Origin of the sequence: Enterobacter cloacae complex sp. IR5418 (assembly GCF_049238105.1) — a bacterium.
GTDB lineage: Bacteria > Pseudomonadota > Gammaproteobacteria > Enterobacterales > Enterobacteriaceae > Enterobacter > Enterobacter hormaechei.
Window position 1 is genome coordinate 94,550 of record NZ_JBMKHS010000009.1, and the last position, 15,697, is coordinate 110,246.

The 15,697-nt window shown below is 57.5% G+C and carries 15 protein-coding genes; 9 read left to right on the forward strand and 6 right to left on the reverse strand.

What is annotated here, in order from left to right; translation table 11 throughout:
* The first annotated feature begins 52 nt into the window (after positions 1-52).
* Both ysgD and corA read left to right on the forward strand, forming a co-directional pair.
* Complete coding sequence (gene ysgD / locus ACOTX7_RS09720) at positions 53-109, forward strand: YsgD/CorL family protein (RefSeq protein ID WP_212743980.1); 57 nt, start codon at positions 53-55, stop codon at positions 107-109.
* A gap of 150 nt (positions 110-259) precedes the next feature.
* Positions 260-1,210: a magnesium/cobalt transporter CorA gene (corA, locus tag ACOTX7_RS09725; protein ID WP_003860807.1), complete on the forward strand. Its 951-nt coding sequence runs from the start codon at positions 260-262 to the stop codon at positions 1,208-1,210.
* 42 nt (positions 1,211-1,252) lie between these two features.
* Here the strand turns inward: corA and rarD are convergent, their stop codons facing one another.
* Both rarD and yigI read right to left on the reverse strand, forming a co-directional pair.
* Complete coding sequence (rarD, locus tag ACOTX7_RS09730; RefSeq protein ID WP_006812367.1) at positions 1,253-2,149, reverse strand: EamA family transporter RarD; 897 nt, start codon at positions 2,147-2,149, stop codon at positions 1,253-1,255.
* Between the two features lie 51 nt (positions 2,150-2,200).
* Positions 2,201-2,668 carry an acyl-CoA thioesterase YigI gene (gene yigI / locus ACOTX7_RS09735; RefSeq protein ID WP_006812366.1) on the reverse strand — a complete coding sequence of 156 codons (468 nt, stop codon included), beginning with the start codon at positions 2,666-2,668 and terminating at the stop codon, positions 2,201-2,203.
* 160 nt (positions 2,669-2,828) lie between these two features.
* On the opposite strand from yigI, the gene pldA reads away from it, so the two are divergent.
* From pldA to rhtC, 3 genes are all read left to right on the forward strand, one after another.
* A complete protein-coding gene (gene pldA / locus ACOTX7_RS09740) occupies positions 2,829-3,698 on the forward strand; it encodes a phospholipase A (RefSeq protein WP_003860803.1) in 870 nt (289 codons plus the stop codon).
* Positions 3,699-3,788: 90 nt separating this feature from the next.
* Positions 3,789-5,618: an ATP-dependent DNA helicase RecQ gene (gene recQ, locus ACOTX7_RS09745; protein ID WP_047355000.1), complete on the forward strand. Its 1,830-nt coding sequence runs from the start codon at positions 3,789-3,791 to the stop codon at positions 5,616-5,618.
* A 61-nt stretch (positions 5,619-5,679) separates the two neighbouring features.
* Positions 5,680-6,300 carry a threonine export protein RhtC gene (rhtC, locus tag ACOTX7_RS09750; RefSeq protein WP_221256754.1) on the forward strand — a complete coding sequence of 207 codons (621 nt, stop codon included), beginning with the start codon at positions 5,680-5,682 and terminating at the stop codon, positions 6,298-6,300.
* Here the strand turns inward: rhtC and rhtB are convergent.
* Positions 6,297-6,917, reverse strand: coding sequence for a homoserine/homoserine lactone efflux protein (gene rhtB, locus ACOTX7_RS09755; RefSeq protein ID WP_028014786.1), 621 nt, complete (start codon positions 6,915-6,917; stop codon positions 6,297-6,299). The genes rhtC and rhtB overlap by 4 nt on opposite strands.
* 110 nt (positions 6,918-7,027) lie before the next feature.
* Between rhtB and pldB the strand changes: the two genes are divergently transcribed.
* The 3 genes from pldB to ACOTX7_RS09770 all read left to right on the forward strand — a co-directional run bounded on the left by pldB (position 7,028) and on the right by ACOTX7_RS09770 (position 9,834).
* A complete protein-coding gene (gene pldB / locus ACOTX7_RS09760; RefSeq protein ID WP_221256755.1) occupies positions 7,028-8,020 on the forward strand; it encodes a lysophospholipase L2 in 993 nt (330 codons plus the stop codon).
* Positions 8,021-8,051: 31 nt separating this feature from the next.
* Entirely contained in the window at positions 8,052-8,852 is an 801-nt protein-coding gene (yigL, locus tag ACOTX7_RS09765) for a sugar/pyridoxal phosphate phosphatase YigL (protein WP_047355003.1), read from the forward strand.
* 82 nt (positions 8,853-8,934) lie between these two features.
* A complete protein-coding gene (locus tag ACOTX7_RS09770; protein WP_006812360.1) occupies positions 8,935-9,834 on the forward strand; it encodes a carboxylate/amino acid/amine transporter in 900 nt (299 codons plus the stop codon).
* On the opposite strand, the gene metR is transcribed toward ACOTX7_RS09770, so the two are convergent.
* Positions 9,722-10,675, reverse strand: coding sequence for an HTH-type transcriptional regulator MetR (gene metR, locus ACOTX7_RS09775; RefSeq protein ID WP_213827079.1), 954 nt, complete (start codon positions 10,673-10,675; stop codon positions 9,722-9,724). The two genes, ACOTX7_RS09770 and metR, sit on opposite strands and share 113 nt — an antisense overlap.
* A 236-nt stretch (positions 10,676-10,911) precedes the next feature.
* Here metR and metE point away from each other — a divergent pair, with 236 nt between their 5' ends.
* Positions 10,912-13,173, forward strand: a complete 2,262-nt coding sequence (metE, locus tag ACOTX7_RS09780) for a 5-methyltetrahydropteroyltriglutamate--homocysteine S-methyltransferase (RefSeq protein ID WP_221256756.1) — start codon at positions 10,912-10,914, stop codon at positions 13,171-13,173.
* A gap of 32 nt (positions 13,174-13,205) precedes the next feature.
* On the opposite strand, the gene ACOTX7_RS09785 is transcribed toward metE, so the two are convergent.
* Positions 13,206-14,288 (reverse strand): ABC transporter ATP-binding protein, encoded by a 1,083-nt coding sequence (locus tag ACOTX7_RS09785; protein WP_221813397.1) that lies wholly within the window; start codon positions 14,286-14,288, stop codon positions 13,206-13,208.
* On the reverse strand, positions 14,285-15,673 hold the full coding sequence (locus ACOTX7_RS09790; protein WP_221813399.1) for a phosphomannomutase CpsG: 1,389 nt from the start codon (positions 15,671-15,673) through the stop codon (positions 14,285-14,287). Before ACOTX7_RS09790 ends, ACOTX7_RS09785 begins: the two co-directional genes overlap by 4 nt.
* Positions 15,674-15,697: the final 24 nt, after the last annotated feature.

Sequence of the window (15,697 nt, forward strand, 5' to 3'; positions counted from 1 at the left end):
AGTTATTGCTGGCGTAACATGCGCGCACGATTACGCTAAGAGGACATTCGCCTTGGACACACCCAGTAGATACTGGCTCAATTCCCTGTCATCCAGGAACAACTCCTAAGGCTATCTCCTCTTGCTGATGGCCTTAGTGGTTGTCAGCGACTGCATCATTCCCGTCGCGCTGAGTCAGGCTGTTTAATGGTCTGAAACCCAATTTGTTTCTGTGTGCCCACCGAACTGTCCGATATTTTTTGCATTGGGAGTCCCGGTCATGTTGAGCGCATTTCAACTCGAAAATAACCGACTGACTCGGCTTGAAGCCGAAGAGTCACAGCCCCTCATTGATGCCGTATGGGTGGATCTGGTCGAGCCGGACGACGATGAGCGCCTTCGCGTACAATCTGAACTGGGGCAAAGCCTGGCGACACGCCCGGAGCTGGAAGACATCGAAGCATCCGCCCGTTTTTTTGAAGACGAAGACGGCCTGCACATTCACTCCTTCTTCTTCTTTGAAGATGCGGAAGACCACGCGGGGAACTCCACCGTGGCGTTCACCATCCGCGATGGCCGCCTCTTCACCCTGCGCGAGCGCGAACTGCCTGCGTTTCGTCTCTACCGCATGCGCGCCCGCAGCCAGGCGATGATGGACGGCAACGCCTATGAGCTGCTGCTGGATCTGTTCGAAACCAAAATCGAACAGCTGGCGGATGAAATCGAAAACATCTACAGCGACCTGGAAAAGCTGAGCCGCGTGATCATGGAAGGCCATCAGGGCGATGAGTACGACGAAGCATTGTCCACGCTGGCAGAGCTGGAAGATATCGGCTGGAAGGTGCGTTTGTGTCTGATGGATACCCAGCGCGCGCTGAACTTCCTGGTGCGCAAGGCGCGTCTGCCGGGCGGTCAGCTGGAGCAGGCGCGTGAGATCTTACGCGATATCGAATCCCTGCTGCCGCACAATGAATCCCTGTTCCAGAAGGTGAACTTCCTGATGCAGGCGGCGATGGGCTTTATCAACATCGAGCAGAACCGCATCATCAAGATCTTCTCGGTGGTGTCCGTGGTGTTCCTGCCGCCTACGCTGGTGGCGTCGAGCTACGGGATGAACTTTGAGTTTATGCCGGAGCTGAAGTGGAGCTTTGGCTACCCGGGGGCGATTATCTTTATGATCCTCGCCGGGCTGGCGCCGTATCTGTACTTTAAGCGGAAGAACTGGCTTTAAAATCTGGCGGGTGGCGCTGCGCTTACCCGCCCTACAAAACACCTACATTCCTCTGCGGGTTCTACGCTGGGTATAAATCGCATCGGCGACGAAAATCGCCAGCGCCACCCAGATAAAGGCGAAGGTCACCATCTTATCCGCACCCGGCACCTCGCCGTAAAACACAACCGCCAGCAGGAACATCAGCGTCGGGCCAATGTACTGGAAGAAGCCCAGCGTGGAGAGGCGCAGACGCGTTGCCGCGCCGGTGAAGCACAGCAGAGGGATCGTCGTGACCACGCCTGCGGCCATCAGCATCAGGTTCAGCGACCACGGGTTACTGCCCATGTGGCTGGTGGCGCTGTCAGCAATGCCAAACAGGTAAATCGCGGCAACCGGCAGCAGCCACAGGGTTTCAAACAGCATTCCCGTCTGCGCTTCCACGGCGATTTTCTTACGCACCAGACCGTAAAACGCAAAGCTGAACGCCAGGCCGAGGGCGATAACCGGCAGCGAGCCGAAGGTCCACAGCTGTACCAGCACGCCGCAGAAGGCCAGAATCACCGCCACCCACTGCATCCGGCGGAAGCGCTCGCCGAGGAAAATCATCCCCAGCAAAATATTCACCAGCGGGTTAATAAAGTAGCCCAGGCTGGCTTCGAGCATGTGATGGTTATTCACCGCCCAGATAAACAGTAGCCAGTTTCCGCCAATCAGCACCGCAGAGAGCGCGAGCAGGAAGACCTTTTTCGGGGTTTTCAGCAGCGTTTTGACGCCGGACCACTGACGGCTGATGCTCATCAGCGCAATCATGAAGAAAAACGACCAGATAACGCGGTGAGTGAGGATCTCGTCCGCCGGTACATAGGCGATAAGCTTGAAGTACGCTGGCGCGATACCCCAAATAAAATAAGCGGCAAGGGCGAGTAAAACGCCCTGCCGCGTCTGTTTAGCATCCATCGGGAAAATCCGTTACAAAGAAGTGAAGTAATTTTACCCGAAATTGCCGCCTCAACCCACCATATAAGTGGCGGTTGCGCTGGCGATATAAACCTGCTCCTCGTTATGCAGCTCAACGCGGGCGACGGCAACTTTATTCCCGGCGCGCAGCAGGCTGCTGGTGCAGGTAAAGCGGTTTCCGCGTCCCGGACGCAGGTAGTCGACGCGTAAATCGATGGTACCCATGCGCGACAGGCGCTGGCGTAACTCATCTTCGTTGATGGTGTCATGGCGCGTCAGCGTGCTGCCCACGCACACCAGACCGGCCGCCACGTCCAGCGCAGAGGCAATCACCCCGCCGTGCAAAATGCTTTGCGCCCAGTTACCGACCATCATTGGCTGATTGTTGAAACTCAACTGAGCAAAATCTTTTTCGTATCGCTCCAGCTCAAGACCCAGTGCACGGTTGAACGGCATGTGGTACACAAAAATCTCGCCCACGAGCTTTAAGGTTTCTTCGGCGGTGAGTGTGGCTGACATCTGACGTGGCATCCTTGTTGTTAACAAAATGTTGATTTTATGCTTCAGGATAAAGGAATGCCACTTTAAGAAACGAGGAAGCGGAAGTTATCGCAGAAGTCTGTAGAATGCCCGGACAAAACTATTCATTAAATGTCACCATTTCAGGAGAACACCACCGATGCGGACGTATCTGGGTTGGTTACTGGCGGCGGTTGCGCTGCCCCTCACAGCATATGCGCAGGAAGCGACGATCAAAGAGGTGCATGATAAACCTGCCGTTAAGGGCAGCATCATCGCCAATATGCTTCAGGAGCATGACAATCCGTTCACGCTGTACCCGTATGACACAAACTACGTGATCTACACCCAGACCAGCGATCTCAACAAAGAGGCGATAAGCTCCTATAACTGGTCTGATAATGCGCGTAAAGATGAGGTGAAGTTCCAGCTCAGCCTCGCCTTCCCGTTCTGGCGCGGTATCCTGGGGCCGAACTCGGTGCTTGGCGCGTCTTACACGCAGAAGTCATGGTGGCAGCTCTCAAACAGCGGAGAATCTTCACCGTTCCGCGAAACCAACTATGAACCGCAGCTGTTCCTCGGTTTCGCCACCGATTATGAGTTTGCAGGCTGGACGCTGCGAGACGTGGAGGTGGGCTATAACCACGATTCCAATGGTCGTTCCGACCCAACCTCACGCAGCTGGAACCGCATCTATACGCGTCTGATGGCGCAGAACGGCAATTTCATGGTGGAAGTGAAGCCGTGGTACGTGGTGGGCAGCACCGATGACAACCCGGATATCACCAAATACATGGGCTACTATCAGCTTAAAGTGGGCTATCAGCTGGGTGACGCGGTGCTGAGTGCCAAAGGCCAGTACAACTGGAATACCGGCTACGGCGGCGCAGAGCTGGGCCTGAGCTACCCGGTGACGAAACACGTTCGTCTCTATACTCAGGTGTATAGCGGGTATGGCGAATCGCTTATCGATTACAACTTCAACCAGACCCGCGTCGGTGTGGGCGTCATGCTGAACGATATTTTCTAAGCTGCTCGAATGTTTTTGCGTTAAACGTTGAAGTTTCTCTCTCAGGCGCTGAAAATAGCGCCTGTTTCATTTCTGGCATATGGGGTTAATGTGGCGCAGGCGGAAGTATTGAATCAGGAGTCGCTGGCTAAACAGGTTTTGCATGAAACCTTTGGCTACCAGCAGTTCCGCCCCGGCCAGGAAACCATCATTGAAACCGTGCTGGAAGGCCGCGATTGCCTGGTGGTCATGCCGACCGGCGGCGGTAAATCCCTCTGTTATCAGGTTCCCGCGCTGGTGCTTAACGGCCTGACGGTCGTGGTATCGCCCCTTATTTCCCTGATGAAAGACCAGGTTGACCAACTGCTCGCCAACGGCGTGGCGGCGGCGTGCCTGAACTCGACGCAAACTCGCGAGCAGCAGCAGGAGGTGATGGCCGGGTGCCGCACCGGACAAATCCGCCTGCTGTATATCGCGCCAGAACGCCTGATGCTGGATAACTTCCTCGATCACCTGGCGCACTGGAACCCGGTACTGCTGGCGGTGGATGAAGCGCACTGTATCTCCCAGTGGGGGCACGATTTCCGCCCGGAATATGCCGCTCTTGGCCAGCTTCGTCAGCGCTTCCCCGAACTGCCGTTTATGGCGCTTACCGCCACGGCGGACGACACCACGCGTCTGGACATCGTTCGCCTGCTGGGGCTGAACGACCCGTATATTCAGGTCAGCAGCTTCGACCGCCCGAACATCCGCTATATGCTGATGGAAAAGTTCAAGCCGCTGGATCAGCTCTTACGCTACGTGCAGGAGCAGCGCGGCAAGTCCGGCATCATCTACTGCAACAGCCGCGCGAAGGTGGAAGACACCGCCGCGCGTCTGCAAAACCGTGGCTTTAGCGCCGCGGCTTATCATGCCGGGCTGGAGAACCACATCCGCGCCGACGTGCAGGAGAAATTCCAGCGCGACGACCTGCAAATCGTCGTCGCAACGGTGGCGTTCGGGATGGGGATCAACAAGCCCAACGTGCGCTTTGTGGTGCATTTCGACATTCCGCGCAATATCGAATCCTACTATCAGGAAACCGGCCGCGCCGGGCGTGACGGCCTGCCTGCGGAAGCGATGCTGTTTTACGATCCGGCGGATATGGCGTGGCTGCGCCGCTGCCTGGAAGAGAAACCGCAGGGGCAGTTGCAGGATATCGAACGCCATAAGCTCAACGCGATGGGCGCCTTCGCTGAAGCGCAAACCTGCCGCCGTCTGGTGCTGCTCAACTACTTTGGTGAAGGGCGTCAGGCGCCGTGCGGCAACTGCGATATCTGCCTTGACCCGCCGAAGCAGTACGACGGCCTGATGGACGCGCGTAAAGCGCTCTCGACAATCTATCGCGTCAATCAGCGCTTTGGGATGGGCTATGTCGTCGAAGTGCTGCGCGGGGCTAACAACCAGCGTATCCGCGATATGGGTCACGACAAGCTGCCGGTTTACGGCATCGGGAAAGACCAAAGCCACGAGCACTGGGTGAGTATCATCCGTCAGCTGATCCACCTCGGCTTTGCCACGCAAAATATTGCCCAACACTCGGCACTTCAGCTTACGGAGGCCGCGCGTCCGGTCCTGCGCGGTGACGTTGAACTCAAGCTCGCCGTGCCGCGCGTCATCGCCCTCAAGCCGCGCGTGATGCAAAAATCCTACGGCGGCAACTACGATCGCAAGCTGTTCGCCAAACTGCGCAAGCTGCGTAAAGCGATTGCGGACGAAGAAAACATCCCGCCGTACGTGGTATTCAACGACGCGACGCTGATTGAGATGGCCGAACAGATGCCGCTCAGCGCCAGCGAGATGCTCAGCGTCAACGGCGTCGGCACGCGTAAGCTGGAGCGCTTTGGTAAAGAGTTTATGGCGCTCATCCGCGCCCACGCCGATGGTGATGACGAGGAGTAGTCAGCCGGGCAAAAAAGTGCCAGGATGATGACTCACTACATTATTTCCCCGCGAGCTAATTATGTTAATGCTATTTCTCACCGTGGCATTAGTGCACATCGTTGCGCTGATGAGCCCTGGCCCTGACTTTTTCTTCGTGTCGCAAACGGCCGTCAGCCGCTCCCGCAAAGAGGCAATGATGGGCGTGCTCGGTATTACCATGGGCGTCATGATCTGGGCGGCGGTCGCGCTGCTCGGTCTGAACCTGATCCTGGCGAAAATGGCGTGGCTGCATAACATCATTATGGTCGGTGGCGGGCTGTACCTGTGCTGGATGGGCTACCAGATGCTGCGCGGGGCGCTGAAGAAAGAAGAGAAAAAGCCGGAAGAGCCAAAGGTTGAACTGGCAACGGGCGGTCGCAGCTTTGTGAAAGGGCTGCTGACCAACCTGGCGAACCCGAAAGCGATTATCTACTTCGGCTCCGTGTTCTCGCTGTTTGTGGGTGATAATGTCGGCGCAGGCGCGCGCTGGGGGATCTTCCTTCTGATCGTCGTTGAGACGTTCGCCTGGTTTACCGTTGTGGCAAGCCTGTTTGCCTTACCGGCGATGCGTCGCGGCTATCAGCGCATCGCGAAGTGGATCGACGGCTTTGCCGGCGCGCTGTTCGCCGGCTTCGGCATTCATCTCATCATCTCTCGCTAAGCATGACGCGCTGACGCAAGCAGCGCGCCAACCAGCATAAACAGCGAACCAAAGACTTTATTCAGGGCCTTCATCTGCTTAGGCCCTTTGATCCACGCCGCAATTCGCTGCGCCAGCGTCGCGTAACCAATCATCACAATGATATCGACAATAATGGTGGTCGCGCCGAGCACCACGTACTGCATCACCTGTGGCTGATGCGGCACGATAAACTGCGGGAACAGGGCGGCGAGGAACACAATGCTTTTCGGGTTGGTCAGATTCACGAACACCGCGCGCTTAAACAGGTGGCCACGCGTTTGCGTCCGGGAGAGCGTATTCAGGTCAATCGAGCCTGCCGCGCGCCACTGCTGAATACCCAGCCAAATGAGATACGCCGCACCGGCCCATTTCAGCACCTCAAAGGCCAGCACCGAACGGGAGAACAATGTCCCCAGACCAATCCCCACCAGCACAATGTGAATGCCAAGCCCGGTCTGCAATCCGGCAATCGACGCCGCCGCACCGCGATAGCCGTGGTTGATGGAGGTGGTCATGGTGTTAATGGCACCCGAGCCAGGCGAAAGGCTGAGGATAATGGATGTCAGCAGATAAGCGAACCACCACTCGAAGGTCATTTGAAACTCCCGGATCGTCTGTTTTTATGCCACAATACGCTATTGTTGAGTCATTTTGTGACCGGTGACGAAAAAAACGATATTCCCTGAATTACGGGGGTGGAAACCCAATGTTTCAGCAGAAAAAGGACTGGGAAACACGAGAAAACGCATTTGCTGCTTTCTCCATGGGGCCGCTGACCGACTTCTGGCGCCAGCGTGAGGAAGATGAGTTTATGGGCGTCGGGGATATCCCGGTGCGCTTCGTTCGTTTCCGTGATGAAAAAAATGACCGGGTGATTGTAGTCTGCCCCGGGCGTATCGAAAGCTACATCAAATATGCTGAACTGGCGTATGACCTGTTCCATCTGGGCTTTGATGTGTTAATTATCGACCATCGCGGGCAGGGGCTTTCCGGCCGGATGTTGCCGGATACCCATCGCGGTCACGTGGATAACTTCAGCGATTACGTCGACGATCTGGCCGCGTTCTGGCAGCAGGAAGTGCAGCCCGGCCCGTGGCGCAAGCGTTATATTCTTGCCCACTCCATGGGTGGCGCCATTTCGACGCTGTTTTTGCAGCGCCATCAGCACCAGTGCGATGCCATTGCGCTGACCGCGCCGATGTACGGCATTGTGATACGTTTTCCTGACTGGATGGTGCGCCATCTTCTCGACTGGGCTGAGGGCCATCAGCGCATTCGTGAAGGCTATGCCATCGGCACAGGACGCTGGCGGGCGTTGCCGTTTGCCATCAACGTGTTAACCCACAGTCGGCAGCGTTATCGCCGCAACCTGCGCTTTTATGCCGATGAACCGCGTCTGCGCGTTGGCGGCCCCACCTGGCACTGGGTGCGGGAAGGTATTCATGCCGGTGAGCAGGTGCTGGCGGGCGTAGGCGGTGATGACACGCCGACGCTTCTGATTCAGGCGGAAGAAGAGCGTGTGGTGGATAACCGCATGCATGACCGCTATTGTGAACTTCGCGCCGCGGCGGGCCATCCCTGTGAAGGGGGTAAACCGCTGGTCATCAACGGCGCGTACCATGAGATCCTTTTTGAAAAGGACGCTATGCGCTCAGTCGCGCTCAACGCCATTGTTGAATTTTTCAACAGGCATAACTGATTATTGTTTTCCACCAGAGGTTGAAATCCCTATGTACCAGGTTGTTGCATCTGATTTAGATGGCACGCTGCTTTCCCCCGACCACACCCTGTCGCCTTACGCGAAAGAGACCTTAAAACTCCTGACTGCCCGTGGCGTGAACTTTGTCTTCGCTACCGGCCGCCACCACGTGGACGTGGGGCAGATCCGCGATAATCTGGAGATCAAGTCGTACATGATCACCTCCAACGGCGCGCGCGTACATGACACGGATGGCAACCTGATCTTTACCCACAATCTCGATCGCGACATCGCCACCGATTTGTTCGGCATTGTGCATAACAACCCGGATATCGTCACTAACGTTTACCGCGACGACGAGTGGTTTATGAACCGTCATCGCCCGGATGAAATGCGTTTCTTCAAGGAAGCCGTATTCCAGTACTCACTGTACGAGCCGGGTTTGCTGGATCCTGAAGGGATCAGCAAGGTGTTCTTTACCTGTGAAAGCCATGAAGCGCTGCTGCCGCTGGAGCAGGCGATCAACGCCCGCTGGGGCGATCGCGTGAACGTAAGCTTCTCCACCCTGACCTGTCTGGAAGTGATGGCGGGCGGCGTCTCCAAGGGCCATGCGCTGGAAGCGGTAGCAAAACGGCTGGGCTTTGATCTGAAAGACTGCATCGCCTTTGGTGACGGCATGAACGACGCCGAGATGCTCTCGATGGCGGGTAAAGGCTGCATCATGCAGAACGCACACCAGCGTCTGAAAGATCTGCACCCGGAGCTGGAAGTGATCGGCACCAACGGCGATAACGCCGTGCCTAAGTATCTGCGCAAACTGTTCCTTGAATAATCTTCATTCGGTTGTTTATTGTTCAGATGTCAACTAAAGAGTTCGCTACAATGCCTCTCCTTCTTTCTCAGAGACAAGCATTGTGGCGCTACTCATTATCACCACTATCCTGTGGGCCTTCTCCTTTAGTCTGATTGGCGAATACCTTGCCGGATCGGTCGACAGCTACTTTTCCGTGCTGATGCGCGTAGGGCTGGCGGCGCTGGTGTTCCTGCCGTTTCTGCGCACGCGGGGACAATCGCTGAAAACGATCCTGCTCTATATGCTGGTGGGCGCGATGCAGCTCGGCATCATGTATCTGTTCAGCTTCCGGGCCTACGTCTATCTGTCCGTCTCCGAATTCCTGCTCTTTACCGTGCTGACGCCGCTCTACATCACGCTGATTTACGACCTGCTCAGCAAGCGCCGTCTGCGCTGGGGATACCTGCTGAGCGCCGCGCTGGCGGTGATTGGCGCGGCGATTATTCGCTATGACAAAGTCAGCGATCACTTCTGGACCGGGCTGATGTTCGTCCAGCTCGCCAATATCAGCTTCGCCATCGGGATGGTGGGCTACAAACGCCTGATGGAGACCCGCCCGATGCCGCAGCATAACGCGTTTGCGTGGTTCTATATGGGCGCGGCGATTGTCGCGGTAGCGGCGTGGTTTATGCTCGGCAATCCGCAAAAGCTGCCGACCACTACCGTGCAATGGAGCGTTCTGGTCTGGCTGGGCGTTGTGGCGTCGGGGCTGGGTTACTTTATGTGGAACTACGGCGCTACGCAGGTAGACGCCGGGACGCTGGGGATCATGAACAACGTCCATGTGCCAGCGGGGCTACTGGTAAACCTCGCCATCTGGCAGGAGCAGCCGCACTGGCCGAGTTTCCTTATTGGGGGATCGGTGATCCTGGCTTCACTGTGGGTACATCGCCGCTGGGTCGCTCCGCGCTCCGCACAAACGGAAGATGGTCGCACGCGTGGTTCCGCGCTGAGCGAATAAACGCTTCCGTAATCGGCTGACGCTGCTCGCCGTCGCGCACGGCGGCGTACAGACGGCTCCACAGTCCTTCACCCAGGGTTTTGGTGACCACCAGACCCTGGCGTTCAACCGTCTCGACCACCCAGTGCGGCAGCGCCGCGATCCCCATTCTGGCCGCCACCATCTGAATTAACAGCAGCGTGTTATCCACGCTTTTCAGCTGTGGGCTGATGCCCGCGGGTTGCAGAAAGTGACGCCAGATATCCAGACGACTGCGCTGCACCGGGTAAATCAGCAGCGTCTCCGTTGCCAGATCTTCCGGCGTGATGCGCGTTTTGGTAGCCAGCGGATGATCCGGGGCCAGCACCAGACGCACCTCAAAATCAAACATCGGCGAATAGTGCAGACCGCTGCGCGGCAGAATATCTGAGGTCATCACCAGATCCAGTTCACCCTGCTGAAGCGACGGCTGCGGATCAAACGTGACGCCGGATTTGAAGTCCATCTCCACCTGCGGCCACTTCTGGCGGAAGTTCTCAAGCGCGGGGGTCAGCCACTGAATACAGCTGTGACACTCAATGGCGATGCGCAGGGTGGTCTGCTGCGGCTCGTTGCAGGACTGCAACGCGCTGGCAATCTGCGGCAGCACCTGATTCGCCAGCTGAAGCAAAATTTCGCCCTGCGGCGTAAAGCGTAAAGGCTGGCTCTTACGCACAAACAGACGAAAGCCGAGGCGTTGTTCCAGATCGCTGAACTGGTGAGAAAGGGCAGACTGGGTCTGGTGCAGCGTGGCCGCCGCCGCCGCAAGAGAACCGCAGTTCCGCAACGCTTGTAGCGTTTTCAGGTGTTTTATCTCGATCATGAAAGTCCTTCACTCCGCCATGAACATTTTGCGCTTGAGGAATATACAGTACCCGCCAATTATAGAAGTGTAAACATCTGGACGGCTAAAATCCTTCGTCTTTTAAATTTATGGTGCGTTGGCTGCGTTTACTCACCCCGGTCACTTACTCATGTAAGCTCCCGGGGATGAGCAAACTTGCCGCCTTCCCTAAATTCAAAATCCAAAGGATTTACAACACATTAGAGGAAGAAAAAATGACAATCCGCACTCACACTCTCGGTTTCCCTCGCGTTGGTCTGCGTCGTGAGCTGAAAAAAGCGCAAGAAAGCTATTGGGCGGGCAACGCTACCCGCGAAGAACTGCTGGCGGTAGGGCGCGAGCTGCGCGCCCGCCACTGGGATCAGCAAAAACAGGCGGGCGTAGACCTGCTGCCGGTGGGCGATTTCGCCTGGTACGACCATGTTCTGACCACCAGCCTGCTGCTGGGCAACGTGCCGGCTCGTCATCAGAACAGCGATGGATCGGTGGATATCGATACCCTGTTCCGCATTGGCCGTGGCCGCGCGCCAACGGGTGAGCCAGCGGCAGCGGCGGAAATGACCAAGTGGTTTAACACCAACTATCACTATATGGTGCCGGAGTTCGTTAAGGGTCAGCAGTTTAAGCTGACCTGGACCCAGCTTCTGGACGAAGTAGACGAAGCGCTGGCGCTGGGCCACCAGGTGAAGCCCGTTTTGCTGGGGCCGGTCACCTACCTGTGGCTGGGTAAAGTGAAGGGCGAACAGTTTGACCGCCTCAGCCTGCTGAACGATATTCTTCCGGTCTACAGACAGGTGCTGATTGAGCTGGGCAAGCGTGGCATTCAGTGGGTGCAAATCGATGAACCGGCGCTGGTGCTGGAGCTGCCGCAGGCGTGGCTGAATGCCTTTAAACCGGCGTATGACGCGCTCACGGGCCAGGTGAAGCTGCTGCTGACCACCTATTTCGAGGGCGTAACGCCGAACCTCGACACTATTACCGCGCTGCCGGTTCAGGGCCTGCACGTTGATCTCGTTCACGGCAAAGACGACGTGACAGAACTGCATAAGCGGCTGCCTGCGGAGTGGCTGCTTTCTGCCGGTCTGGTGAACGGTCGTAACGTCTGGCGTGCCGATCTGACCGAGAAATACGCACAAATTAAGGACATTGTCGGCAAACGTGAATTGTGGGTGGCATCATCCTGCTCGCTGCTGCACAGTCCGATCGATCTGAGCGTGGAAACCCGCCTCGACCCTGAGGTGAAAAGCTGGTTTGCCTTCGCCCTGCAAAAGTGTGAGGAGCTGGCCCTGCTGCGCGACGCGCTGAACAGCGGCGACACGGCAGCGATTAGCGACTGGAGCGCCCCGATCCAGGCACGTCGTCACTCAACGCGCGTACATAACCCGGCAGTAGAAAAACGTCTGGCGGCCATCACCGCCCGGGACAGCCAGCGCCACAGCCCGTATGAGGTGCGCGCCGAAGCGCAGCGCGCCCGTTTCAACCTGCCCGCATGGCCCACCACAACCATCGGCTCCTTCCCGCAGACGACCGAGATCCGCGGCCTGCGGCTGGACTTCAAAAAGGGCAACCTGGATGCGAATCACTACCGCACCGGCATTGCGGAACATATCAGGCAGGCGATCGTCGAGCAGGAACGTCTGGGTCTGGACGTGCTGGTGCACGGTGAGGCCGAGCGTAACGACATGGTGGAATATTTCGGTGAACACCTGGACGGCTTCGTCTTTACCCAGAACGGCTGGGTGCAAAGCTACGGCTCCCGCTGCGTGAAGCCGCCGGTAGTGATCGGCGACGTCTGCCGCCCGGAACCGATTACGGTGGAGTGGGCGAAGTATGCCCAGTCTCTGACCGACAAGCCGGTAAAAGGCATGCTGACGGGTCCGGTGACCATTCTCTGCTGGTCGTTCCCGCGTGAAGACGTATCCCGCGAAACCATCGCCAGACAGATTGCGCTGGCGCTGCGTGATGAAGTGGCGGATCTGGAAGCGGCAGGGATTGGCATTATTCAGATCGACGAACCGGCGCTGCGTGAAGGCTTGCCGCTGCGTCGTAGCGACTGGGATGCGTATTTACAGTGGGGCGTGGAGGCGTTCCGCCTCAACGCGGCCGTGGCGAAGGACGACACCCAGATCCACACCCACATGTGTTACTGCGAATTTAACGACATCATGGATTCCATTGCCGCGCTGGACGCCGATGTGATCACCATCGAGACCTCGCGTTCAGACATGGAGCTACTGGAGTCGTTCGAAGAGTTCGACTACCCGAACGAAATCGGGCCGGGCGTATACGACATTCACTCCCCGAACGTGCCGAGCGTGGAATGGATTGAAGCGCTGCTGAAAAAAGCCGCCCAGCGCATTCCGGCGGAACGCCTGTGGGTGAACCCGGACTGCGGACTCAAAACCCGCGGCTGGCCGGAGACGCGTGCGGCGCTGGCGAATATGGTGCAGGCGGCGCAGAACTTGCGTCAGGCGTAAGTTTGCGCGTTCCTTGCCGCCTGACATCGCGCTCAGGCGGCATTTTCGGACAATGCAATCCGCTGACCTGCCGCGTCAAAGAGATGCAGATGAGCCTCCTGCACGGTCAGCGTAATGCGCTGTTGCGGGGGCAGACTCAACTGCTGGAAGGATTTCAGACACACGGCGTGCCCTGCTACGTCCAGCCACACCAGTGTGGAATCCCCTTGCAGTTCGCATAACCGCGTTTTTCCGGTCAGGCTAAAATCCCCCGGCTGCTGATAACGCAGGTGTTCAGGGCGGATCGCGACAAACACCGGCGCCCCCTCCTGAATGCCTGCGGGCTGCCGCGAAAGCGGAAAAACGGTATCAGAGTCGATATGCAATGCGCCCTGCTGCCAGACGGCGGGTAACATATTGATTTTTGGCGTCCCGATAAATTCAGCCACAAAGCGGTTCGCCGGGGCGTTGTACAACTCAAGCGGCGTACCCGTCTGCTCAATATTGCCTTTACACATCACCACGATACGGTCGGCCAGCGTCATCGCTTCGACCTGATCGTGCGTGACGTAAATCATGGTGTTTTTCAGGGTATTGTGGAGCTGCTGGATCTCCTGGCGCATTTCAACCCGCAGAGCGGCGTCCAGATTGGAAAGCGGTTCGTCAAAGAGGAATAGCGCGGGCTGCTGGACGATAGAACGACCTATCGCCACGCGCTGGCGCTGGCCGCCGGATAGCTGTTGCGGAAGCCGGTCGAGCAGTTCGTCCAGCCTAAGCATGGCGGCGGCATGAGAGATGCGCTGCGCAATGCAGGCCTCCGGGGTACGGATATTACGCAAGCCAAAAGCGAGGTTTTCCCGCACGGTCATATGCGGATAGAGGGCGTAGGACTGGAAAACCATCGACAGGCTTCGCTTGCCCGCCGCCAGATGGGTGACATCCTCATCGCCCATCATCAGCATGCCGCTGTCGGGCGTCTCTAAACCCGCAATCATGCGCAGCAGCGTCGATTTCCCACACCCGGAGGGGCCAACGAGAACGATAAATTCTCCCGAGGCTATCTCCAGTGACAGATCCGCCACGATGACGTTTTTATCGTACTTTTTATGAATATGCCGTAATGACAGAGAGGTCATAACGTCTCCTTAGCCGCTTGCAGGGCAGAAATCAGCATCAAAACTTCATGGGTTTTATGGACAAGCAGGGCGGCATCTCCCCGCGTTTCAACATTCAGGCGAACCAGCGGCTCGGTATTGGAGGCGCGCAGGTTAAAACGCCAGTCTGCGAAGGCCAGGCTCAGGCCGTCACAGTCGTCGCGTCCGGCTGCGGCGGGGGCATAGTGCGCGGCGACGTCATGGAGGAGGGCAGCCGGGTCGCTGACCGTCAGGTTGATCTCGCCAGACACCGGGTAGCGGGCCTGCGCGTGGCGCACCCAATGAGAGAGCGGCTGCGCGGCCGCGCCCAGGATCTGGAGCATCAGGATCAGCGGGATCATGCCGCTATCGCAGTAGTTAAAATCGCGAAAATAGTGATGGCCACTCATCTCGCCACCGTAAATGGCGTCTTCCTTGCGCATCCGGGCTTTGATGAAGGCATGTCCGGTTTTACTGACGATTGCGGTACCGCCGCAGTGTGCGACCACGTCGAGCGTGTTCCAGATTAAGCGGGGGTCCAGAATGACGCGACTGCCGGGATAGCGCCGCAGAAAATGTTCAGCAAACAGCCCCACCAGGTAATAGTTCTCAACGTAATTTCCGCGCTCGTCGAAGAAAAAGCAGCGATCGAAATCACCGTCCCAGGCGATGCCAGCATCCGCGTGATGTTCGATGACGGCCAGCCGGGTACTTTGTCGGTTTTCCGGCAGCATGGGGTTAGGTACGCCAGCGGGAAAGCGGCCATCTGGCTGGTGATGTATACGGATAAACTCGACCGGCACGCCCGCACGCTTCAGGCCCTCATCAAGGGCATCCAGCGCCGGACCAGCGGTGCCGTGCCCGGCGTTGACCACCAGGCGTAACGTGCGTTTCGGGGGCGTAGTGAGAAATCGCAGCAGACAGTTCACCCAGGCCGGGCGATTGTCATAGGGAAAAATCCCCCCACGGCGCACGCATGGCGGAAAGCGGTTTTGCTCCGCCAGTGCTTTGATCTCCAGCAGACCGTTGTCATTACTGATTGGGCGCGCCTCCAGACCGACCAGCTTAAAGCCGTTGTAATGCGCGGGATTGTGGCTGGCCGTCACCTGGATCCCTCCGTCTGCCCTCAATTCCCGGGTGGCGAAATAGACCTCTTCCGTACCGGTCATGCCCAGGTCGATGACATCAACGCCGCCTGCGGTAAGCCCGTCGATCAGGGCCATTTTTAGCGCCTCCGAACTGAGACGAACATCAGCCCCTACCACCACGCGCCGGGGATGCAGCCAGACGGCATACGCCCGCCCGATGCGACGCGCAATGTCGGGCGTGAGATTGACGCCAACGTCGCCACGAATGTCATAAGTCTTAAAACACGTTAGTTCATCCATAGTTCACTCTTATCTTAAGCAGGG

Bases quoted from the DNA above. Each gene is read 5' to 3' on its own strand.
- corA (WP_003860807.1), top strand. From the start codon at position 260: ATGTTGAGCGCATTTCAACTCGAAAATAACCGACTGACTCGGCTTGAA.
- rarD (WP_006812367.1), bottom strand. From the start codon at position 2,149: ATGGATGCTAAACAGACGCGGCAGGGCGTTTTACTCGCCCTTGCCGCT.
- yigI (WP_006812366.1), bottom strand. From the start codon at position 2,668: ATGTCAGCCACACTCACCGCCGAAGAAACCTTAAAGCTCGTGGGCGAG.
- pldA (WP_003860803.1), top strand. From the start codon at position 2,829: ATGCGGACGTATCTGGGTTGGTTACTGGCGGCGGTTGCGCTGCCCCTC.
- rhtC (WP_221256754.1), top strand. From the start codon at position 5,680: ATGTTAATGCTATTTCTCACCGTGGCATTAGTGCACATCGTTGCGCTG.
- rhtB (WP_028014786.1), bottom strand. From the start codon at position 6,917: ATGACCTTCGAGTGGTGGTTCGCTTATCTGCTGACATCCATTATCCTC.
- pldB (WP_221256755.1), top strand. From the start codon at position 7,028: ATGTTTCAGCAGAAAAAGGACTGGGAAACACGAGAAAACGCATTTGCT.
- yigL (WP_047355003.1), top strand. From the start codon at position 8,052: ATGTACCAGGTTGTTGCATCTGATTTAGATGGCACGCTGCTTTCCCCC.
- metR (WP_213827079.1), bottom strand. From the start codon at position 10,675: ATGATCGAGATAAAACACCTGAAAACGCTACAAGCGTTGCGGAACTGC.
- metE (WP_221256756.1), top strand. From the start codon at position 10,912: ATGACAATCCGCACTCACACTCTCGGTTTCCCTCGCGTTGGTCTGCGT.
- ACOTX7_RS09785 (WP_221813397.1), bottom strand. From the start codon at position 14,288: ATGACCTCTCTGTCATTACGGCATATTCATAAAAAGTACGATAAAAAC.
- ACOTX7_RS09790 (WP_221813399.1), bottom strand. From the start codon at position 15,673: ATGGATGAACTAACGTGTTTTAAGACTTATGACATTCGTGGCGACGTT.